Origin of the sequence: Burkholderia glumae LMG 2196 = ATCC 33617, from assembly GCF_000960995.1 — a bacterium.
Classification (GTDB): Bacteria; Pseudomonadota; Gammaproteobacteria; order Burkholderiales; family Burkholderiaceae; genus Burkholderia; species Burkholderia glumae.
This window is the reverse complement of record NZ_CP009434.1, coordinates 2,286,553-2,307,410: the sequence shown is the minus strand read 5'-3', so window position 1 is coordinate 2,307,410 and position 20,858 is coordinate 2,286,553. Positions and strand designations below refer to the sequence as shown.

The 20,858-nt window shown below is 70.2% G+C and carries 14 protein-coding genes; 1 reads left to right on the top strand and 13 read right to left on the bottom strand.

What is annotated here, in order from left to right; genetic code table 11:
• Positions 1-13: 13 nt before the first annotated feature.
• From KS03_RS10450 to tssC, 13 genes are all read right to left on the bottom strand, one after another.
• A complete protein-coding gene (locus KS03_RS10450) occupies positions 14-793 on the bottom strand; it encodes a DotU family type IV/VI secretion system protein (RefSeq protein WP_012733549.1) in 780 nt (259 codons plus the stop codon).
• Complete coding sequence (gene tssK, locus KS03_RS10445) at positions 786-2,234, bottom strand: type VI secretion system baseplate subunit TssK (RefSeq protein ID WP_012733550.1); 1,449 nt, start codon at positions 2,232-2,234, stop codon at positions 786-788. Before tssK ends, KS03_RS10450 begins: the two co-directional genes overlap by 8 nt.
• 40 nt (positions 2,235-2,274) lie before the next feature.
• Positions 2,275-2,745 (bottom strand): hypothetical protein, encoded by a 471-nt coding sequence (locus tag KS03_RS10440; RefSeq protein WP_012733551.1) that lies wholly within the window; start codon positions 2,743-2,745, stop codon positions 2,275-2,277.
• 3 nt (positions 2,746-2,748) lie between these two features.
• Complete coding sequence (locus tag KS03_RS10435) at positions 2,749-3,147, bottom strand: DUF4150 domain-containing protein (protein WP_012733552.1); 399 nt, start codon at positions 3,145-3,147, stop codon at positions 2,749-2,751.
• Between the two features lie 38 nt (positions 3,148-3,185).
• On the bottom strand, positions 3,186-3,743 hold the full coding sequence (locus KS03_RS10430) for a DUF3540 domain-containing protein (protein ID WP_017432325.1): 558 nt from the start codon (positions 3,741-3,743) through the stop codon (positions 3,186-3,188).
• Positions 3,740-4,810 carry a pentapeptide repeat-containing protein gene (locus tag KS03_RS10425; protein WP_012733554.1) on the bottom strand — a complete coding sequence of 357 codons (1,071 nt, stop codon included), beginning with the start codon at positions 4,808-4,810 and terminating at the stop codon, positions 3,740-3,742. Before KS03_RS10425 ends, KS03_RS10430 begins: the two co-directional genes overlap by 4 nt.
• Positions 4,807-7,443 carry a DUF2169 family type VI secretion system accessory protein gene (locus KS03_RS10420; protein WP_012733555.1) on the bottom strand — a complete coding sequence of 879 codons (2,637 nt, stop codon included), beginning with the start codon at positions 7,441-7,443 and terminating at the stop codon, positions 4,807-4,809. Before KS03_RS10420 ends, KS03_RS10425 begins: the two co-directional genes overlap by 4 nt.
• Before the next feature lie 6 nt (positions 7,444-7,449).
• Positions 7,450-10,092, bottom strand: coding sequence for a contractile injection system protein, VgrG/Pvc8 family (locus tag KS03_RS10415; protein WP_012733556.1), 2,643 nt, complete (start codon positions 10,090-10,092; stop codon positions 7,450-7,452).
• A complete protein-coding gene (tssG, locus tag KS03_RS10410) occupies positions 10,089-11,240 on the bottom strand; it encodes a type VI secretion system baseplate subunit TssG (RefSeq protein WP_039201514.1) in 1,152 nt (383 codons plus the stop codon). The genes KS03_RS10415 and tssG overlap by 4 nt, the downstream gene beginning before the upstream one ends.
• 8 nt (positions 11,241-11,248) lie before the next feature.
• Positions 11,249-13,099 (bottom strand): type VI secretion system baseplate subunit TssF, encoded by a 1,851-nt coding sequence (gene tssF / locus KS03_RS10405; protein WP_012733558.1) that lies wholly within the window; start codon positions 13,097-13,099, stop codon positions 11,249-11,251.
• A 7-nt stretch (positions 13,100-13,106) separates the two neighbouring features.
• Positions 13,107-13,484: a type VI secretion system baseplate subunit TssE gene (gene tssE, locus KS03_RS10400; RefSeq protein WP_012733559.1), complete on the bottom strand. Its 378-nt coding sequence runs from the start codon at positions 13,482-13,484 to the stop codon at positions 13,107-13,109.
• 63 nt (positions 13,485-13,547) lie between these two features.
• Entirely contained in the window at positions 13,548-14,105 is a 558-nt protein-coding gene (locus tag KS03_RS10395; protein WP_012733560.1) for an Hcp family type VI secretion system effector, read from the bottom strand.
• Between the two features lie 32 nt (positions 14,106-14,137).
• Positions 14,138-16,318 carry a type VI secretion system contractile sheath large subunit gene (gene tssC / locus KS03_RS10390; protein WP_012733561.1) on the bottom strand — a complete coding sequence of 727 codons (2,181 nt, stop codon included), beginning with the start codon at positions 16,316-16,318 and terminating at the stop codon, positions 14,138-14,140.
• A gap of 1,031 nt (positions 16,319-17,349) precedes the next feature.
• On the opposite strand from tssC, the gene KS03_RS10385 reads away from it, so the two are divergent.
• A complete protein-coding gene (locus KS03_RS10385; RefSeq protein ID WP_045678764.1) occupies positions 17,350-20,652 on the top strand; it encodes an efflux RND transporter permease subunit in 3,303 nt (1,100 codons plus the stop codon).
• The last annotated feature ends 206 nt before the right edge of the window (positions 20,653-20,858 follow it).

Genomic DNA, 20,858 nt, shown 5'->3' with positions numbered 1-20,858 from the left:
GCTCAGGCCGTGACTAGCCATTCAGATAATGTTCGAACGGGTGCATCAGCACGAACCACGCGATCACCGACAGCACGAGGTAGCCGATCAACCCGTAGAGCCCGAGATTGCGCCACGGCGACAGCGGCGCGAGGCGCTCGTCGCGGCGGCCCGTGAGCGGATACGCGTAGGCCTCGGCGAATGCCGGCTGCTCGTCGTCGAGCTTGCCGCTGGCGGCGAACACGACCTGGTAGAGCTGGCCGCGGATCCGTTCCAGCTGCGGCTGCGCCTGGCGCGCGCGGTAGCGGCCCTTGAAGCCCAGCTCCATCGCGAGCAGGAACACCGAGGCGAGCTCGGCTTGCAGCGCGGTGCGCGCGGTGTCCTGGATCAGCTGCTCGGCCATCGAGAAGAACCGCGAGCCCGCGTTGCTCGATCCGAACATCGCCTGCTCCAGCAGCACCGGCAGCCAGGCGTCGCGCCCGGGCCAGTCGAGCTCGAAGATCAGCACCTCGTCGGCGAGCGCCGCCATCAGGTAGCGCGCCTGCCGCTCCGCGCGCCCGGCCGCGGTGTCGGCCTCGTCGGCGTGGCGGCGCTCCTGGCGTTGCAGCAGGGCGAGCAGCCGCGCGCTCACGCGCTTGGCGAACTCGCTGCCGGTGACGGGCTGGGGCGCGCCGTCGCCGGCCAGATAGACGGCCAGCCAGCCGCCCGTCTGGGCGGCCTTGATGGCGGCCAGCTCCTGGTAGAAGTCGGCGAAGCGCGCCACCAGATCGGGCGTGCCCGGATGCGGCTGCGGCCAGTGCGGGGCGTCACGCATGCTGGTCCCCGGACGGCGCCGGCGCGGCGCCGGCGCTCGCGCCGTTCTTCTGCTTGCGGCGATACAGCACGATCGCGGCCGGCAGGCCGTCGTTCTTGCGGCCGACGATCTGCAGCATCGCGCTGTCGCCGAACGCGGTCTGCGCGCCCTGGTCGTCGAGCGCGAGCGGCTGGTTCCTCACCCAGAACAGGCAGGCCTGCGGGCGCAGCTTCTCGCGCTCGATCTCGTGCGGCTGCAACGGCCGCGCCGTCGCGCCGGCCACCCGCGCGCGGCGCAGCAGCGGCATCAGCGCGGCGTCGGCGATCATCGCCTCGTCGAGCCACGCCTGCAGTTGCGAGGGCGTCTGCGCCTCGCGCGGCTCGAGCTCGACGATCAGGTCGTCGCCCATGCCGGCCGGCAGGCGGCGCTCGAAGCAGGCCTCGGGCAGGCTGGCGTCGTGCTGGTCGGTGCGCAGGAACGCGAGCGTCTCGTAGCGCGTATCGACCGTGTCCAGCCGGTTGGCGACGAACGCCATGGCCTGCTGGAACTGCGGCTGGCAGTCGTCGTGCTGATACGGCTTCATCAGCAGCGGCAGCGGGTTGGGGCCGATGCCCGACACCGCGCCGACGATCCGCGCGAGCGCCTGGTAGAGCGCCTCGGGATGGGTGCGCCCGTGCAGCAGCGTGGAGAGCGGCGGCAGGCACGCGCCGATCTGGCGCGCGGCGGCCAGATGCTGGCGGCGCTCGTTGCCGGCGGTGTCCTCGGTGTCGCCGGACCTGCCCGGCTCGGCGAGCTGCGAGAGCTTGTCCCACAGGCGGTCGTGGAACGCGTGCAGCTGGCGCCAGAGGCTCGTCTGGCCGAGGCAGTCGGCCGCCTCGATGCGCAGCATCGGCGCGTGGTAGGCGGTGACCTGCAGCTGCTGGTTGTCGCCGCGCACGAACTCGAGCAGCGGCACGGCGCTCTGCGGCGCCGGCGAGATCGTGCCGAGGTGGAGCTGGAAGCGCACCTGCAGGCGCGGCAGCGACAGCGCGCCGTCGCCGGTGTTCTCGTCCACGCTGGGCTCGTCGAGCACCGAGTTGTAGCGGCGCTCCTGGCTGTCCTGCACGGCGGCATGCGAGCCGCGCGGGTTGACCACGCACCACACCTTGACCGGCGCCTCGCCGCTGCGGCAGGCCGCGCCGACGTCGATCTCGACGTTGCCGGGCGGATTGCGCGGCAGGCCGCCGGGGAACGCGACCAGCAGCCCGTCGGGCAGGATGCATTCGAGCTCGCCGATGCTGAGGATCTCCTTGACGATCTCGAAGCGCAGCGTCAGCACGCCCCAGTAGTGCGGCGCCACGGCCTGCAGGCGATGGCGCAGATGCGCGTGCCAGTAGCGGTCGTTCTGTTGCAGATGCTGGGGCGAGAGCATCATGCCTTCCGACCATTGCACTGCGTCGGGGAGGGGGGCGTTGGGCGTCATGGCCTGTGGGTTCCGTGGCTCGTGTCGGGTGCGGGCGGCGTCACTGCGACTTGTACAGCACCGTCGTCGGCGTGAGCCAGATCGTTACGTTCTGGTAGGGAGTGAGGTTGCCCTTGGGCTGGCCGGCGGCGCTCAGGTAGTTGGCGTAGGCGTACACGCCGATCGCCTTGCCGTGGCGCCTGGGCAGCGCGGCGGTGGCCAGCGTGGCGGGCGGCACCTGCAGGCTCACCACGTCGATCGCGGTGGCGAGGCCGGCCATCAGCGCGCCCTTCTTCTGGAACCAGTCGGGGCCGGTGGCGGGCAGCAGCGCCGTGACGTTGCTGTCGTAGACGAACACCAGGTCGAGCTGGGTCGCCGCGTTCTGGTTGGCGCCGACCTCGGCCACCACCTTGACCTGCGAGACCGCGGCGGATTTCGAGAAGCCGAGCCAGCTGCAGGCGGCGAGCAGGCAGCAGGCGCCGGCCGCGACGAGGCGCGCGTGAGAGCGCAGCGAGAGGGGCGAGCGGCTCATGGTTCAGGAAAGGATCAGGACACTGCATTGGGCCGGCACCATCGCCATGCCGACGGTGTTGAACGGCATGCCGTTCATGCCGACCAGCGAGGTCAGGCGGGCCGCGAACGCCACCCCGAACATCACCTTGAAGCTGCCCATCAGGTAGCGGTCCGGGCCCATGAAGATGTTCGAGACGATGCCGCCCAGCACGCCGGGCTCGTCGCCCATGCTGATGGTGCCTTCGGTCAGCAGGTTCTCCGCGAGCCCGTCGCAGATCGTCACGTTGAACACCGACGGGATGTGGGTGGTCGACATCGTGATGTTCGGATAGGGCAGCGGCACCGGCACGAGCAAGGGCGTCTTGCAGACGTCCGGGATGGTCATCATCGACATCGACGAGGTGCTGTTGGTGGCGAACATGGTGGGCTCCGGTACGGATCGCGATGGGGGATCGGGCTTCAGCCCATGCTGATGCGTTCGCCGTCGACCTTGACGTCCTGCTCGGCGGTGACGATCGCCTGCTGGCCGTGCAGGCGCAGCAGCCGGCTCACTTCCAGCAGGTAGTGGCCGGCGCGGCCGATGAACTGGCCCACGTTCTGCACCAGGCTTTCCTGCGCGGTGGCGAACAGGTTGCGCGCGGTAAGGCTCAGCACGCCGGTGGCGGCGGTCACCTCGACGTCGGCGAGCGCGTGCAGCGCGATCGTCTGGTTCGCGACCAGGCCGATGCGGGCCTGCTCGACGCGCAGCTCCTCGGCGCCCGGCACGCTCAGCTGCACCTGGCGCGTCTCGGCGCGGTACAGCACGTGCAGGATGTAGCTCGCGTCGTTCCGGCAGGTCGCGACCAGCACGTGGTCGCCCACCTCGGGGCGGATCAGGCAGCTGAGCGCCTGATGGGCGACGCGCCCGTCGTCGAGCAGATAGGCGTGCTGTTCCAGCGCCACGATGACCCTGGCCTCGACCAGATGCAGCGGTAGCTGGGGCGGAAGTTTGCTGGTGGTCCGGGTGGAACCCATCATTCGTTCTCCAGGGCAAGGGTACGGGCTTCGGCCGAGAGGCGCGCCGGATCGGTCCGGCCGACCTGGCGCAGGCTGGCTCCGCGAAACCGCGCGTCGCACAGCGTCGCGTTATGCATTTGGGCGTGATCGAGCGTCGCGTCGGCGAAGTCGACGTGATCGCCCGTGACGTGTTCGAGGCGCGCGTGGACGAGTTCGGCGCCGCGGAACGACACGCGCTGGTGGTGGCTCTTGTTCCAGATGCTGGCCTTCAGGTGCGCGCCGTCGAGCCGGCAGTCGGCCAGGCTCGCCTGCTGGAAGATCGCGCCGTCGAGCCTGGCCTCCGCCAGGTTCACGTGGTCGAGGCTCGCCTGATAGAACAGCGCGTGGCCGGCCTCGACGTTGCTGAGGTTGGCCTGCGTGAGGCGCGCCTGGTACAGGTTCGACTGGGTCAGGTCGGCGCCCGCCAGATCGACCTGGGCGAGCTCCGCTGCCTGCAGCGAGCAGCGCCGCAGGCGCAGGCCGCTCATGAGCTGGCCGCTGAAGTTCGCCTTCGAGAACACCACCCCGGTGGCGCTCAGCCCGCGCAGGTCCACCTCGCGCCAGTCGGCCGGGCTCACCACGCAGCGCTCGAGCGTCGCGCCGGCCACGCTGGCGCCCTCGAAGCCGTCCTGGATCAGCGTGCAGCGCGTGAGCGTGCCGGCCGCGAAGCGCGCGCCCTCGAGCGCGCTGTTGACGATCGAGCTGGTCTGCATCTGCACGTGGCTCCAGTCGCTGTCGCTGAGGTCGCAATCCACCCAGCAGGCGTGCTTCATGTTGCGGCCGGCGAGCCGCGCGCGCGGCAGCTTGCACTTGACGAAGCTCGCGTGGTCGAGATCGGCGTTGCCGAAGTCGGCGTCGCTGAGGTCGCACTCGATGAAGCGCGCGCGCGCCAGCGAGGCGTCGGCGAACGAGGCGTGCGAGAAGTCCACCTCGCTGAACGCCGCGCCGCCCAGCTCGCGGCGGCGCGCGTCGAGCCCGGCCAGCTCGCGCTGCCTGATCGGCTGGTCGAGCTGGATCGCCAGCGCGATGTCGTCCCAGATCGTGCTCATGCGGGGCTCCCGGTGGTGACGCCTTGCGGCGGGATCGCGCCGGTCTGCTCGCACTGCGCGAACACGGCGTCCACCAGCCGCGCGCCGGTGAAATCGGTCTTGCGGCAGGTGCATTGGTAGAACTCGGCGCCGCTTGCCTCGACCATGCGCAGCCGGCTCGCATAGAAGCCGCAGTGCGAGAACAGGCCGGCCACCAGCCGGGCGCCGCGCAGCTCGGCCTGGCCGAAGTCGCAGCGCAGGAAGCTGGCCGCCTCCAGATCGGCGTGCGAGAGGTCGGCGCCGGCGAAGCCGCTGTTGCGCGCCGTCACGCCGCTCATCACGGCGTCGCGCCAGATGCTCCGGGTGCCGCCCTGCACGCCGTCGAGCCGCGCGCCTTCCCAGCGGCTCGCCTGCAGGTCGCTCATGGTGAACACGGTCTTGGTCAGCCGCGCGCCCGCGAAGCCGGCGCGCGTCAGCCGCGCGCGCATGAACACCGTCTTCTCGAGCCGCGCGGCATGCCAGCGGCTGTCCTCGGCCGCGAGGTCGAACAGCGTTGCCTTGCTCGCGTCGGCCTCGTCGAACACGGCGCCGGGGCAGGCGAGCCGCAGCCCGAGCAGGCGGCCCAGCCGGGCGCCGCGCAGGCTGGCCTGCGGCCACTGCGCGTCGATCGCCTGGGCGTGGCCCAGCTCGGCGCCGTCGAACGAGATGGCGCGGCCGCTGCTCATGCAGAGGTTGGCGCGCGTGAGGTCGGCGCCCGAAAAATCGGCGTGGTCCAGGCGCGCGCCCACCAGCACGGCGCCCTGCAGCTTGGCGCCGACGAATTTCGCCCCGCTGAGGTCGGCGCCGTCGAGCATCGCCTCGCGCAGGTCGGCGCCCGAGAAATCGAGGCCGGCCAGATCGGCGCCGGCCAGGTCGCGCCCGGCCAGCACCACGCCCGCCGCGTGCCATTGGCGGATCTGCTCGCCGAGGCGGCGCGCGACGTCGGCCGGATAGGGCAGCGCGGCGAGCGTCGGCTTCGGCGCCGAGCGGCGCGCCTGGCGCCGCAGCGCCGGAATCTTCAGGACCGCGTCGCGCGCGTGCTGGTGGCGCTCGTGCTGCTTCGGGCCGGCGTCGGCGGCCGGCGCGGCGAGCTTGGCCAGCATGCTGGCGACCTGCGGATCGCGCCCGGCCTGCTCCGGCGCGAGCAGGTCGTAGGCCGGCCGCGCCGCGCGTTCGAGCGCGTCGGCCAGCAGCTTGGCCGCGTCCACCGCCGCCGCCGGCCGGGCCGGCAGCTTGGCGAGCGCCGCCAGGCCGCGCTGCTCGGCGTCGGCCGCCAGCGCCTTGGCCTTCAGCACGATCTCCGACAGATCGAAGTCGCCCTCGGCCGCCGTCTGCGAGGTCATCAGGCCGAGCGCCGGCAGCCGGGCTTGCGCGACCTGATGGCCGGCCGGCCGGGCCTTGCCGCGGCGCGCCCAGTATTGCTGGTCGAGCAGGTCGAGGCGGCGCTGGTCGCGCGCCAGCACGGCCTGCTCGGCCGCTTGCTGCTCGCGGGCGCGGCGCGCCTGCTCGGCCTCGGAACGCTGCGGCGCGAGCTGGCTGTCGTTGAACGCGTGCAGGCGGGCCGCCTCGGGGTCGAGGCGCAGCCGCAGCACGTCGTGGTAGTGCGCCAGGGGCTTCGGGCGGTCGCGGTGTTCGTAGCCGACCATCAGCGTGTCGACGTCGAGCCCGTCGCCGTCGCCGATCTCGAGCGTGCCGTGATAGACCGCGACGCCGAGGTCGTAGTCGGGCACGAACCAGACGGCATCCATCGCGAGCGGCACCTCGCGGGCCTGCTCGGGCGCCTCGCCGGCGCGCAGCACGAAGCCGCGCGCGGCCAGCCCGGGCAGGGTGCCGGACAGCTCGGCGTGCTGCGGATGCAGATGCCGCAGCGTGTAGCGCTCGCCGCCCTGGAACGGCGCCTTCGTCCACTGGTCGGGCGGCGCCATGTTGAACACGCTCCAGTCGAGGTCGCGCGCGAAGCCGGGCGCGTCGTGCTTGAGCCACTGGCTGCCGTAGCTGCCGAACTTGCGCAGCCGCGCGCGGTTGCCGATCGGGATCGGCCCGAAGCCGGCCGGCACGCTGGCGCGCCAGGCGGGATCCGCCGCGTTGGGCGGGTAGGCGACGTTCGGCATCGCGCCGCGGCCCTTGCCGAACCACGACGCACGGCTGCCGCAGCCGGCCGGGTTGGCCGCGTGGCGCGCGCCGCCGAACGCGCGCGCATAGCTGAGCGGCATCGCGAGGAACGGCTTGGGCTGGCCGACGCGGCGCCCGCCCAGCGCCGGCGCGCGCCATTCGCGCTCGCCGCACACGCACAGGCACTTGCTGACGAGCGGCTGGCCGGCGCGGTCGTCGAGCCGCAGCTGCACGTCCACGCTGGTGGCGGCCTTGCGCTGCGGCGCGTAGGCCGAGCCGAGCAGCAGCACCTCGGCGCCCTGGCGCGGCATCGCCTCGTCGAGCGGCTGGCCGGCCGGCAGGCTCGCCAGCACGTGCGGCCATTGCTGGTTCTCGGCGAGGAAGCGCTCGCTGGTCCGGCCGAGCGGGAAGAAGCCGATCACGGCCACCGACAGCCGATGCCGGCCGAGGTGGGTGTAGGGCTTCTGCAGCAGGCCGAGCGATTGGGGTTTGATGATTTTCATCGCGGCTCACATGAAGATGATCATGGCTTCGATCATGTAGATCCGCGTGACGATGTTGTCGATGTGCGGGGTTTCGTCGTTGTTCGACACGCGCGCGCCGGGGCCGGCGGTTTCCACCAGCGTGATCTCGGCGGTGGTGGTGATCTGCGAGGTCGCGCCGGAGGTCTCGACGCGGGTGGTGCTGCCCGCCGTCACGCAGAGGTTGTGCGAGCCCTTCACGTCCATTTCCTCGACGGCGCCCTCGGTCTTCACGCCGTTGCGCGACACCACCACGCCGTTTTCCGTCACGACGCCGGCGATGGTGTCGCGCGTGATGTCGCCGGACTCGGTGTTCTCGATCAGGTCGCCCGACAGCGAGTTGCGCGTGACGTTGCCGGACTCGCTGGTTTCGACCAGGTTGCCGGAGACGGTGTTGCGGACCGTGTTGCCGGACACGCTGTCTTCCATCAGGTTGCCGGAGACCGAGCTGCGAACCGTGTCGCCGACGATCGAGCTGTCGATCACGCTGCCGGTCATGCTGGTGCTGATCGACGAGCCGGTGAAGTTGGCGGAGATCGAGGCGCCGACCAGGTTGCTGCTGATCGAGGTGCCGGTGACCGAGACCGACGACGCGGTTCCCATCGAGGCCATCGAGGTGCTGCTCAGGCCGACGCTGACGCTGGTGCTGTCGCCCGTGTAGCGCGTCGATTGCTCGGTCTGCACCCAGGCGTCGCTGATCGACTTGTCGAAGTGCGAATGGTTGTAGCTGACGCTGCCGATCTGGCGGCCGTAGGTCGAGCCGAACGATTCCGAGGCGCTCACGATGTCGGGCGCCACCGGGTCGGCGCCGTACAGCTCGCCGCTGTCGGCGCTCGCGGCCGGCGCGCGCTGGCTCGAGGTGCTGAAGCTGTAGCCGGCGCCCTCCGAGAAGCTGGTGTTGTCGAAGCGGCCGCTCCGATAGGCGTCGGTGACGATCCGCGTCGCCTGCTTGAGATCGACGGGCGAGTGGGCGCCGTAGCTGATGCTCTGATTGTCGCCGTAGCTGGTCGAGTAGTTGTTGCCGATGCGCGTGCTGGAGAGCCAGCTGCCCGGCACCACCAGCTGGCTGCCGTTGGTCTGGATGATGTTCTGGATCTCCGGCAGCTCCGATTCGTCCTGGGCGCGTCCCACCACGACGATCGAGCCCACCGTGGGCGCCGTCTGCATCGCGCCGGAGAGCTTGACCCACACCGGGGCCGCGTCGCGCGGGGCGGTCGAGAAGCGCACGTACACGCCGGTCTGCGGGTACGCGGTGTCGTTCAGCGCGTCGCTGAAGCTGCTGCCGCCGGTGCTGAACGATTGCCGCGCGCCGAAATCGATGGCGGTCTGCGCCTGCGCGGCCGGGTCCGGCACCACCTCGGCCAGCACGCTGCCCTGCTGGGTCGCCTGGATCGAGTAGGGCGTGATGAGGTAGGCCGCGTCGCCGGCCTGGAACTGGTTGCGATAGCTGCCGTCGGCGCTGGCCTGGTGCTGGACCGCGGTCAGCACGAACGCGCCGTCCTCGAGGAACGGCTCGACCGGGTTGGTGGGTCCCGCGCCGCTGGTCAGCCTGAAGCGGTGGCCGACGCGCAAGCGCGCGCAGTTGCTGGCGCCCGACAGCTCGTGGCGGCTGCCGTCGAGCGTGCTGCGGGTGATGCTCGACAGGCTCTGCGCCTCCTCCTTGCTGCCGCCGTACTGGTAGCTCTTGTAGAGGTTGAACGGCAGCGGGTTGGCGTCCTGGTTGTCGTCGGCGTAGAACGAGTTGAACTCGACCACCGGGTTGGCGAGCCACGCGCCGTCCTGCTGCGTGAGCACGCCGTGCACGCCGGTGCTGCCCATCGACTTCTTCATGCTGAATTCGCCGACGACGTCCTCCTGCTCCATGCCGAGCGCCCGCGCGTCGCTGTAGGTGTAGCGCAGCGGCCGGCCGCCCGGCACCGCCTCGGGATACTGGGCGGTGTTGGAGAACACCAGCGCGTGGCCGTTGCCCGAATGCACGAAGTAGAAGTGCAGCAGCGCCTTGCTCATCAGCCGCTTGAGGAATTCGAGGTCGGTCTCGCCGGCCTGCATCCAGTCCTGGCGGCGGATCACGGCGAGGTTGCGCTGGCTGTGCTGGAACGGCGCGTAGGCGACGTGGTGCGCGTCGAGCAGCAGCTCGATCATTTCCCAGACGGTGCGGCCATGGAACACGCGGTAGTTGTTGGTCAGGCCGAGCCGGTGCAGCGCCGGCTTCATCGTGATGGCGTAGGTGCCGCGGTTCTTCACCGCGAAGCTCGTCACGATGCCGTTGAACAGCGACAGCCGCGTGTCGTCCGGCGCGACGCCGCCCTCGAGCGCGGCGCGGAACAGGCTGGTGCTCCAGTCGGGATCGATCTGCTTGCCGATGCCGACCGTGATGGCGCGGCCGATCAGCTCGTCGAAGCGCACCGGCAGCGCGCGCTCGCCGTCGGAGTTGGCCACCAGCTCCAGCTGGTATTCGAACGGCTCCGACACGCTCTCCTGCCCCTGGAAGCTCTGCAGGCGGAAGGTCTCGGCGCCGAGCACGGTGTGGCGGTCGATGAACACCGCGCAGTGCAGGTAGACGGCCGGCTCGGGCGGCGCGAGCCGGTTGACGGAGAAGCTGCGCGCGTCGGCGCTCGCCAGGTCGCTCATGCGAGGCTCCCGGAATCGCGGGTGGTGATGAGAAAGCGCACCGGCCGCGTGGCGTGGCGATGCGCGGGCGCGCCGGCGAGCCAGGCGCTCTGGCCGAGCCGCATCGAGCTGCCGTCGGTGCCGCGCGCGGGCTGGGGCAGCGGCGTGCCGGCGTCGGGGATGCTCGCGTCGTCCACCTGCAGCACGATCTCGACGTCGGCGAGGCGATCGACCAGCAGCTTCACGAGGCCGCTGAGCATCGCGTAACCGGGCGCGGCCGGCGCGGCCAGGCCGGGCACGGCGGCCGGCGCCGGGTTCGGCGCGGGCGGCAGCAGGCGGCACAGCGCCGCGTAGTCGAGCACGCCGATCTCGAGGCGCACGCGCGCCTGCTGGTCCCACACGCGGCGCCCCACCACGCTGGTCTGGCCGAGCCGGTGATTGCGGCGGCCGAGCGCGCAGCGGTCGCGCTCGTCGAGGTCGTGCCACGCGCCGACGTTCTCGGTCAGCTCGACGCGCGCGCCGAGCGCCACGCGCAGCACCTCCACCAGCGTCGCGCCCTGCCGGCGCCGGTTCGCCAGCAGGCCCGCGATGCCGAGCCAGGCGCGCTGCGGCAGCGGCACCCGGCTGCTCAGCTGCGGGCTGCCCAGGCCGACCAGCGCCGCCAGGCAGCCGGCCGCCTCGGTGCGCTCCGGCGGCGTGTCGTCGAGGCCCGGCGTGAGGCGCTGCTTCAGCTCGTAGCGCAGCACGTTGGCGCGCTGGTTGAAGATGTCGAAGAAGTCGGCCATCGCGGTCGCGCGCAGCGCCGCGAGTTCGCGCGCCCACTCGGTGAACGGCTCGGGCATCGGCCCGCTCACGCTGGCCACGCACAGGTTCGCGGTGGTGATCTCGAAGGCGCGCGGCGCGGCGGGCACGGCCTCGGCGGCGGGCAAGGGGGCGCCGCCCGCGGCGGCAGTGCCGGGCGGCGGGTCGAGGTGCGCCCCGGAGGCCGGGGGCGGCACGGACGGCACGGGCGGCGGCGCCGCCACGCGCGTGAACTCGCTGGCGGGGAACGCGGCCGACAGGTCGGCGCGAAACCGCAGGCGCCGCCCGATCGGCAGGCGCTTGTCGGTATCGGACAGCATGAGGCGCATCAACTGGAACACGTTGAAGTCCTCGTATTGCCTGAGCATGGACTCCCTTACAGTGCGATAGCGGTGCCGGCCGATGCTTGCCATTGCTTGGGGCTCCCCTTCAGGTTACGCGTTTCGAGCGCGACTTCGACCAGATGATTGACGCTCGCGTAGCCGCGCAGGAATTCGCGCAGCACCGAGCAGAACCGCACCACGCTGCCCGCGCCGATGTCGATCGGCTCCATCACCACCGTCAGCTCCGAGCCGCGCACGAAGCCGCGCCAGCCGTCGCGCCCGACGTGGCGCATGATGCTGCGGCTGCGCAGCTCGGTGATCGCGTCGATCTGCTTCCAGCCGCTCTCGCGATGCGGGCCGACGTGCAGCCGCAGGATGTCCTTCAGCGCGGCGAGCGCGAGCGCGCCGCCGTCGAGCGAGAGGTGGTTGAGCGCGAGCTGCGAGACCAGCGACCACGGGCGGCTGCCGATCTGCGGCGGCGTGTGGTGCTGGGTCGGCTTGGTCATCGCGACGATCCGGTTCACCGGGCCGCCGCCTTCCAGGTGCAGCGCGCTGCCCGACATCAGGCGCTCCGGCAGCCGCCGGTTGGTGCAGAGCGCGGTGCCGCCCACCACCTCGTCGGTGAGCTGGCCGAGGTTGAACTGCTGGTCGAGGAACGAGACGAACATCTCGCTGCCCGCGACGTTGGCGGCGGTGGCCGGCAGGCGCCGGCACAGATAGAAATAGTCCTGGCCTTCCAGGCTGGCGAAGTTGTCCATCGCGAAGTAAGGCGCGATCGGACGCGGCTTGCCCTCGCTCGAGATCGATTCGAGCTCGCGGATCGAATGGATCTCGCAGTAGCGGTGATTCGTGAAGTCGCCCGTCACGCGGTATTCGTACTCGCTGTGATCGAGCGCGATCGGCTCGATGCGCTGCGTGAAGAGGTTGACGAGCGGCACGCAGTTCAGCACCAGCGAGTGGGCCGAGAAATGATGCTTGGGGTCGAACGGCATGTCGAGCATCAGCAGCAGGTCGAAATACTCGCTCACGCCGCTGAAGTCGAGCTCGTCGAGCCGGCCGATCTCGAAGAAGCCGAACTTCTCCGGAAACGCGAAATACTCCTGCAGCAGGCGATAGCCGGGGTGCGTGTGCGGGTTGGCGCTGAGCACCGCCTCGTCGGGTTCCATGCCGAGCCAGCGCAGCGCCTCGGCCGGCAGCTGCCGCAGGGGCTGCGCGCCGGGCGTGAGCGGCGCGGCCGGCAGCACGTGGATGCTCTCCAGGTGCAGCGCGATCATCTCGTAGAGCGCCACCGCGTCGGGCTGCGCGTCGTCGATGTAGAAGCGCAGCCGGCGCGGCCCGCGCCCCTTCGACTGCAGGGTGCCGACGCCGGCCGCCGAGAGACGGACCCGCAGCACCGAGCGCGACGACGAGCCGGCGCCCGCGAACGCGTATTCGCTCGCCGATTCGAGCACCACGGCGTCGATGCGCAGCGGCAGCAGCGGGGTGTCGTAGCAGGTCTGGAACCGGCACTCGACGTTCTGGCCGAGCTGGTTGGCGGTCAGCGCATTCACGGTGCGGCCGCGCTGCAGCAGTTGTTCCTTGGCATAGTCGGTGCCGTCGGGCTTCACGTCGATGCGCGCGATCAGCATCGACGGGATCGGCGCCTCCAGGTGCGGATAGAGGAACGACAGCAGGGTATTGGGCAGGCGCGCCTTGTCCAGTTCCACCTGGTGCCGCAGGCGTGCCGCGAGAAAGGCGAACGACTGCAGCAGCAGCTCGACCTGCGGGTCGCTCGCCTCGCGCGCGTTGAGGCCGAGCGTGCGGGCCAGCTCGCGATGCTTCTCGCTGAACTGGACCGACTCGGTGCGCAGCGAGGCGAGTTCCTCGCGGAAGCAGTCGCTGAGCGTGACGGTGGCGGCTTGCATGCGGGCCTCAGTGGGAAGGCAGCTCGAAGTGGAACACGTCCACGCCGTTGCTGGGGTCGAGCGTGCCGTAGATCGCGATGCGATACGGGCAAAGCGCCTCGTCGTGCGCCTCGATGCGCACCTTGGCGGACTTCAGGCGCGGTTCGTAGCGGGCGATGAGGCGGGCGAGCCGCTGCGCATACAGCTCGAGCTGCGGCTTGCTGTTCAGCTCGAACTCCACCACGCTCGGCAAACCGAAGTCGAGCAGATCGCGTTCGCCGCCCGAGCGCGTGATGCGCGCGCTGACCAGCCGCTGGATCTGCGCGGCGACGGCGGCGCGCAGATCGAACGTCTGCGTGCCGTCGAACGAGGGAGGTTCCGCCAGGCGCTCAAACAGGAACTGCATGTGACCTCCTTGCCGGTGATGCGACCACGATTTTGCGTGCGCGACGAAGACGAGCCGTGCGCGTCAGACGAGCCCCGAGAAGCTGCCGCCGATCGGCATGTTCTTGGCGAGACTCCAGCCGGCCGTCTTGACCCCCTTGGCAGTCATGTTGTTGAGCTGCTGCGTGTAGGTCCAGATGACTTCGGTGAAGTTGAGCTTGAACTGCTCGGTGGGCATGTCGTTCGGGTGCGTCTGCAGCTGGATCTCGCTGATCAGGGCGTCCTTCAGCTGGATCTTGATGATGTTCATCGTCTTGCCGCCCGACTCGCGGGCGATGTAGATGGTGCTCGGCGCGCCCGCGCCGCTGCCCAGCAGCTTGGCGCCGAGGCAGTACTCGTAGAGCTTCACCGAGGTCTGGTCCACGTACTTGACCAGCGTGAACTCGGTGATGATGGGCCGGCCCGAGGTCCGCGCGTTGTTGCTGACGTCGGTGGTGACCTGCTGCTTCATGCCCTGGTGCAGCGACACGATTTCGATGCACAGGCCCGACGGGCCGTCGGCCGTCCAGCCCGAGTTGTCGATCTCGCTGCCGTCGCTGTTCATGATGCTTTGATCGCCCGGCTGGAAGAGAATCAGATCCATGACCACTCCTAGGAAAATGAAAGATACGGAAGTTATTTCGGCAGGTTGGCCACGAGCCGGATCGAAGTCGTCAGCTCCTCGAGCTGGAAGTGCGGCTTGAGGAACACCACGGCGCGGTACGAGCCCGGCTCGCCCGGCACCTCGCTCACCTGCACCTTCGCTTCACGCAGCGGGTAGGCGGCCTTGGCGTCCTGCGAGGCGTTGTCGTCGAGCAGCACGTAGTTCGAGATCCACGAGTTGAGGTAGTCCTCGACGTTGCCGCGGGTCTGGAACGAGCCGATCTTCTGACGCATGATGACCTTGATGTAATGCGCGAAGCGCGACGCGGCGAGCATGTACGGCAGCAGCGCGGAGATCCGGGCGTTGGCGTTGGCCGCGTCCGAGAAGTACTTCTTCGGCTGGTTGGTGGTCTGGCCGCCGAAGAACGCCGCCTTGCCGGTGCCCTTGCAATGGCAGAGCGAGATGAAGCCGAGGTCGTTGAGCTCCTTCTCGCGGCGATCGGTGATCGAGATCTCGGTCGGGCAGAGCAGCTCGGTGCTGCCGTTGTCGGAGGTGTAGGTATAGAGCGGCAGGTTCTCCACCAGGCCGCCGCCTTCCTCGCCGCGGATCGCCGCCGTCCAGCTGTAGTGCGCGAACGCGTTGGTGATGCGCTGCGCGAGCAGGTAGGCCGGGTTGCCCCACAGCAGATGGTCCGGGGCCGGCTTCGCGTAGCTGAGCGGCTCGCTGGCGTCCTTGCCGTAGAGCGTGTCGTCCTTGCCCGAGGCGCCGATGCGCTCGTCGAAGTTGATGCCGTCGCACGGCGTGGTGCTGCGCTTGGTGGGCATGCCGTAGGGCAGGCGCAGCAGCGCGCGCGGCAGCGCGAGCGTGACGTAGCGCGCGTCCTCGAGGTCGCGGAATTCGCGCCATGCCTCGTACTCCTCGCCCTCGAAGATCTTCTTCAGATCGCGCGGCTTGTCGAGCTCGCCGAAGTTCGCGAGGCTGAACAGATCGGTCGATGCCTGCGCGAGGAACGGCGCGTGGGCGGCGGCGGCCACCTCGGCCATCTTGGTGACGAACTCGATGTCCTGCGGGGTCTTGGCGATCGCGTAGTCGCCCACCAGCAGGCTGTACGGCTTGCCGCCGTAGGTGCCGTACTCGGCCTCGTAGATCATCTTGAAGAGGGCGCTCTGGTCGAACTCGACCGCCTTCACCATGTCGCTGCGCAGCTCTTCCTTCTGGGCGTCGAACACGCGCAGCTTCAGCGTCGTGCTGGTCTCGGTGTTCATCACCAGGTAGTTGAGGCCGCGCCAGGTCGCCTCCATCGTCTTGAAGCTGTCGCAGTGCATGATGCTCGACACCGCGTCGCTGAGCTGCTTGTCGATCTCGGCGATCAGCGCGTCGATCACGGCAATCGCGCCGCGCTTGCGCGCCTCGGTGATCTTCGCCACGTCGTCGTTGCTGGCGACGTAGAAGAGCTTGAACTGCTCCGCGAACTTCGTGACGTTCAGATCGTCGGGCACCGCGACGTCCTTCTTGCGCAGATCGGCGAGCGCCGCGAGCGCGGTCTCGACGGCCGAGTCCTGCAGGGCCGGCACGGCATCCTTGGCCGCCACCGCCGGCGTGCCCTTGACGGCGGGCTTGCCCGGCACCGCCTCGACGGCCGGCTTGTCGCCGTCGGCCGGCACGGCCGGCACGGCTGGCACCTCGGGCTGATCGGGCACCGCGGGCTGGGCCGCCACGGCGGCCTGGCCGAGCACCGCGCCTTGGATCATCGCATCGAGCACCTTGCTGACGGGGTCGCTCGTTTCCGCGCGCGCCTGCAGGTCGCGGATCTTGCCGCGGTTGACGTAGATGTCGTTCAGCGACGGCAGCGCCTTGATCACCTTCAGCGGTTCGAACGCTTCCATGTTCGGGAAGATCAGCGCGTTGTCGCCGTCCTGCACGAGCAGAGCCTTCAGCGCCGCGTCGTCCTGCTTCAGCTGCGTGAAGGTGGCGCGCGGCTGGATCTTCTTCATCACGTCGTCGAAGTTGTCGCGATCGATCTCGATCATCGACCGCTCCTTCAGCGACGGATAGTGTTCCGCATCTTCGCGCTCGCCCTTCAGGTCGGCCAGGATGCCGACGATGAACGGCAGCTCCGTCTTCTCGATGGCGCCACCCGTCTCCACGTCGTACGTGATCCTCACCCGGGGAGGGCGAATACGCAGGAGCTTCTTCTGCACGCTTTCACTCATGATCTCACCTCGCGTTCGTTGTTGACTCTTGTGAAACGTTCGATTGGTCCGGCGATGAGCATGCTCAGCGCGCCGTGATTGCACGACCCCGGCCCGGCGCCATGCACGGCTTCGCGTGGCGCCTGGCGCGGCGATCGATTCGATTGTTCGCGGCGGCCCGGCTTCCCCGTGCATCTAGGCCGGGCGAGGGCGAACCGTTTCGCGACTGGGGTAATGCAATGGCCGTGCCATGCGGCGACGCCGTCGGCAAGCTGCTGATTTGGCTGGAGGTTTCGTTGCGGCGGGAAAGCCGCGCTGGGTTGCTTCGCACCCAGCGCGCGGGCGCCCCGCGTGCTCGCTGCGGCTTGCATGGCGCGGATGGGCGCTCGATCGGCGGGGGGCGTGCCGGATGGGCACGGGGTGGGTGGCAGACGACCCTGCGGTTCGCTGCGCGTGCGCGCGCCGCATTGCGCGATGCCGCCAGGCACGGCGCGTCGAAGCGCATGCGCGAACGAGTCTCGATGTGCTCTCGACATGGTGGAGGCGCTGCCGGGACCGGCGGGTCGGGCCGAGGCGACCGGCAGGCCCGTGAACGCAATCTGGCCGCCTGCTATCGCTGGGAGACGCGCTGGGCGAAGCGGCCGTTCTGGCGCCGGCGGCGGGGGCGCGGGCCTGAGGCGCGCGAGCGGCGCCCGGGCCAGGCGAGCCTGCGTGGCGCCCGGATCAGCTCGAGCGGCGCGCGTTTTCATCCAGCATGAGCGGCCCGTCGCCCGCACGGCGCCGCCGGCCGCGTGTCGCGCCTCGCCGCGGGCCCGCGATGCCCCGACCGGCTCCGCCGGCGATTCCCAGTATCATCGTGGCTTCGATTGTCCGGCCGGCAACCGAAGCGAGATGAAGGAACCGGCGCAGTGTCCGGGCGACGCATCCGCAAGAATCCGCTCGCCCGTTGAGGCGCCGCATGCCGTTCCGGCGTCCGGCGGCGGTCGTTCGTCGCCGTGATCGTGGCCGCCCGGGCGCATGTCCAACCCCGCAGCCGGAGACGCCATCCCTGCATGAATCTGTCTCGCCTGTTCATCCATCGTCCGGTCGCGACCACCCTGCTCGCGCTCGGCATCGCGCTGGCGGGCCTGTTCGCGTTCGCGAAGCTACCGGTCTCGCCGCTGCCGCAGGTCGATTTCCCGACCATCTCGGTGTTCGCGTCGCTGCCCGGCGCGAGCCCCGAGACCATGGCCACCAGCGTGACGAGCCCGCTCGAGCGGCATCTCGGCTCGATCGCGGGGGTTTCGCAGATGACCTCGACAAGCTCGCTCGGCAACGCGCTGATCAGCCTGCAGTTCGTGCTCGACCGCGATCTGAACGGCGCCGCGCGCGACGTGCAGGCCGCCATCAACGCAGCGCGCGCGGACCTGCCGGCCAGCCTCAAGAGCAATCCCACCTACCAGAAGGTCAATCTCGCCGATTCGCCGATCATGGTGCTGTCGGTCACCTCCGACACGGCCGCGCCGTCGCGCGTCTACGATGCCGCTTCCACGGTGCTGCAGCAGTCGCTGTCGCAGATCCAGGGCATCGGCGAGGTGGACGTGTTCGGCTCGGCGAACCCGGCGGTGCGCGTCGAGCTCGAGCCGCCCGCGCTGTTCCATTACGGCATCGGCCTGGAGGACGTGCGCGCCGCGCTGGCCTCGGCCAACGCCAACAGCCCGAAGGGCGCCATCGAGTTCGGCCCGCAACGCTTTCAGCTCTACACCAATGATCAGGCCTCGAGCGCCGCGCAGTACCGCGACCTGGTGGTGGCCTACCGCAACGGCGCGGCCGTGCGCCTGGCCGACCTCGGCAGCGTGATCGACTCGGTCGAGGACGTGCGCAATCTCGGCCGCGCCAACGGCAAGCGCGCCGTGCTGGTGATCCTCTACCGCGCGCCCGGCGCCAACGTCATCGACGTGGTCGACCGCGTGCAGGCGGCGCTGCCGCGCCTGAAGGCCGCGATGCCGGCCGACGTGGACGTGGCGCCGGTGCTCGACCGCTCGCGCACGATCCGCGCCTCGTTGCGCGACACCGAGCACACCCTGCTGATCGCGGTGGGGCTGGTGGTGATGGTGGTGTTCCTGTTCCTGCGCAACTGGCGCGCCACGCTGATTCCGAGCGTGGCGGTGCCGATCTCGATCATCGGCACGTTCGGCGCGATGTACCTGCTCGGCTTCTCGATCGACAACCTCTCGCTGATGGCGCTGATCGTGGCCACCGGCTTCGTGGTGGACGACGCGATCGTGGTGCTGGAAAACATCGCGCGCCATATCGAGCACGGCAAGCCGCGCATGCAGGCCGCGCTGGACGGCGCGCGCGAGGTCGGCTTCACGGTGCTGTCGATCAGCCTCTCGCTGATCGCCGTGTTCCTGCCGATCCTGCTGATGACGGGCCTCATCGGGCGGCTGTTCCGCGAGTTCGCGCTGACGCTGTCGCTCGCGATCGGCGTGTCGCTGGTGGTCTCGCTCACGCTTACGCCGATGATGTGCGCGCGCCTGCTGCCCGAGGCCGGCACGCGCCGCGAGGAGGGCCGCCTCGCGCGCTGGCTCGAACGCGGCTTCGCGCGGCTGCAGCGCGGCTACGACGTCTCGCTGCTGTGGGCACTGCGCCATCCGCGCCTGATCCTGCTGTCGCTGGCGGCCACCATCGTGCTGAACCTGGTGCTCTATGCCAAGGTGCCGAAGGGCTTTTTTCCGCAGCAGGACACGAGCGTGCTGATCGGCGGCATCCAGGTCGACCAGTCCACCTCGTTCCAGGCGATGCAGGCCAAGTTCGCCGACATGATGCACATCATCCAGTCCGATCCGAACGTGGTCAGCATCGCCGGGTTCCGCGGCGGGCGCACCACCAACGCCGGCTTCATGTTCGTGACGCTGAAGGACAAGCGCGACCGCAGGCAGTCGGCCGACCAGGTGATCGCCACGTTGCGTCCGCAACTGGATCGCGTGGCGGGCGCGCAGATCTTCCTGCAGGCCGCGCAGGACCTGGGCGGCGGAGGCGGGGCGCGGCAGAGCAACGCGCAATACCAGTTCTCGCTGTTCGGCGACTCGACGGCCGAGCTCTACGAGTGGGGGCCGAAGCTGGTGGCGGCATTGAAGCGCAAGCACCAGCTCGCCGACGTGAACTCCGACCAGCAGCAGGGCGGCCTGGAGGCGAGGGTCACGATCGACCGCGCGTCCGCCGCGCGCCTCGGCATCCAGCCCGCCCAGATCGACAACACGCTCTACGACGCGTTCGGCCAGCGCCAGGTGTCGACCATCTACAACCCGCTGAACCAGTATCACGTGGTGATGGAGGTGGCGCCGAAATACTGGCAGGACCCGCAGATGCTCAAGCAGGTGTACATCAGCACCAGCGGCGGGCTCGCGAGCGGCTCGCAGAGCACTAACGCGGCGGCCGGCACCTTCGTGGCGGGCAGCGGCCGGCTCGGCACCTCGGGCACGGGCGCGCCGAGCGCGGCGGCCATCGCCAGCGACTCGGCGCGCAACGCGGCGCTCAACGCGATCGCCAGCAAAGGCCGGGCCGGCGCCTCATCGGGCACCGCCGTCTCGACCTCGAAATCGACCATGGTGCCGCTCTCGGCGATCGCCAGCTTCGGGCCGGGCACCACGCCGATCGCGATCAGCCATCAGGGGCCGTTCGTGGCCGTCACCATCTCGTTCAACCTGCCACCCGGCGTGGCGCTGTCCGACGCGCGGCGCGTGATCTACGAGACGATGGCCGAGATCGGCATGCCGGGCTCGATCAGCGGCGCGTTCGCGGGCACGGCCGAGGAGTTCGAGAAGGCGCTGCGCGACCAGCTGCTGCTGATCATCGCCGCGCTGGTGGCGCTCTACATCGTGCTCGGCGTGCTCTACGAGAGCTACGTCCATCCGGTCACGATCCTCTCGACGCTGCCCTCGGCGGGGGTGGGCGCGCTGCTCGCGCTGCTGCTGTTCCACACCGAATTCGACATCATCGGTCTGATCGGCATCTTCCTGCTGATCGGCATCGTCAAGAAAAACGCGATCATGATGGTGGACTACGCGATCGTGGCGGCGCGGCGCGGGCTGGCGTCGTTCGACGCGATCCACGAGGCCTGCCGGCTGCGCTTCCGGCCGATCCTGATGACCACCCTGGCCGCGCTGTTCGGCGTGCTGCCGCTGGTGTTCGGCAACGGCGACGGCGCCGAGCTGCGCGCGCCGCTCGGCATCACGCTGGTGGGCGGCCTGATCGCCTCGCAGATCCTCACGCTCTACACCACGCCCGTGGTGTATCTGTACATGGACCGCGTGCGGCTCGCGGCCGAGCGAAGGCGCGCGCGCCGGGCCGGCCGTGCGGCGTCGCAAGGCTGAGCGGGTTCGGAAGGCTGAGCGGGGCGGGTGCCGCGCGCGCCGGCGCCGCGGCGCGTCCCTCGATACGTGCAGGCGCGGGCACCGCGCCGGTTGCGGCGCCGCCGATGCGCGACGGCAGACCCGGCCGCGTCTGCAGGCCGGACCGGGGTGGCAGGCCGTGCGCGGGCAACGCATCGCACCCGGCGGGCGGGCCGGCGGGCCCGCGC

Coding starts and splice junctions, on each gene's coding strand:
- KS03_RS10450 (WP_012733549.1), bottom strand. CDS start 793: ATGCGTGACGCCCCGCACTGGCCGCAGCCGCATCCGGGCACGCCCGAT.
- tssK (WP_012733550.1), bottom strand. CDS start 2,234: ATGACGCCCAACGCCCCCCTCCCCGACGCAGTGCAATGGTCGGAAGGC.
- KS03_RS10440 (WP_012733551.1), bottom strand. CDS start 2,745: ATGAGCCGCTCGCCCCTCTCGCTGCGCTCTCACGCGCGCCTCGTCGCG.
- KS03_RS10435 (WP_012733552.1), bottom strand. CDS start 3,147: ATGTTCGCCACCAACAGCACCTCGTCGATGTCGATGATGACCATCCCG.
- KS03_RS10430 (WP_017432325.1), bottom strand. CDS start 3,743: ATGATGGGTTCCACCCGGACCACCAGCAAACTTCCGCCCCAGCTACCG.
- KS03_RS10425 (WP_012733554.1), bottom strand. CDS start 4,810: ATGAGCACGATCTGGGACGACATCGCGCTGGCGATCCAGCTCGACCAG.
- KS03_RS10420 (WP_012733555.1), bottom strand. CDS start 7,443: ATGAAAATCATCAAACCCCAATCGCTCGGCCTGCTGCAGAAGCCCTAC.
- KS03_RS10415 (WP_012733556.1), bottom strand. CDS start 10,092: ATGAGCGACCTGGCGAGCGCCGACGCGCGCAGCTTCTCCGTCAACCGG.
- tssG (WP_039201514.1), bottom strand. CDS start 11,240: ATGCTCAGGCAATACGAGGACTTCAACGTGTTCCAGTTGATGCGCCTC.
- tssF (WP_012733558.1), bottom strand. CDS start 13,099: ATGCAAGCCGCCACCGTCACGCTCAGCGACTGCTTCCGCGAGGAACTC.
- tssE (WP_012733559.1), bottom strand. CDS start 13,484: ATGCAGTTCCTGTTTGAGCGCCTGGCGGAACCTCCCTCGTTCGACGGC.
- KS03_RS10395 (WP_012733560.1), bottom strand. CDS start 14,105: ATGGATCTGATTCTCTTCCAGCCGGGCGATCAAAGCATCATGAACAGC.
- tssC (WP_012733561.1), bottom strand. CDS start 16,318: ATGAGTGAAAGCGTGCAGAAGAAGCTCCTGCGTATTCGCCCTCCCCGG.
- KS03_RS10385 (WP_045678764.1), top strand. CDS start 17,350: ATGAATCTGTCTCGCCTGTTCATCCATCGTCCGGTCGCGACCACCCTG.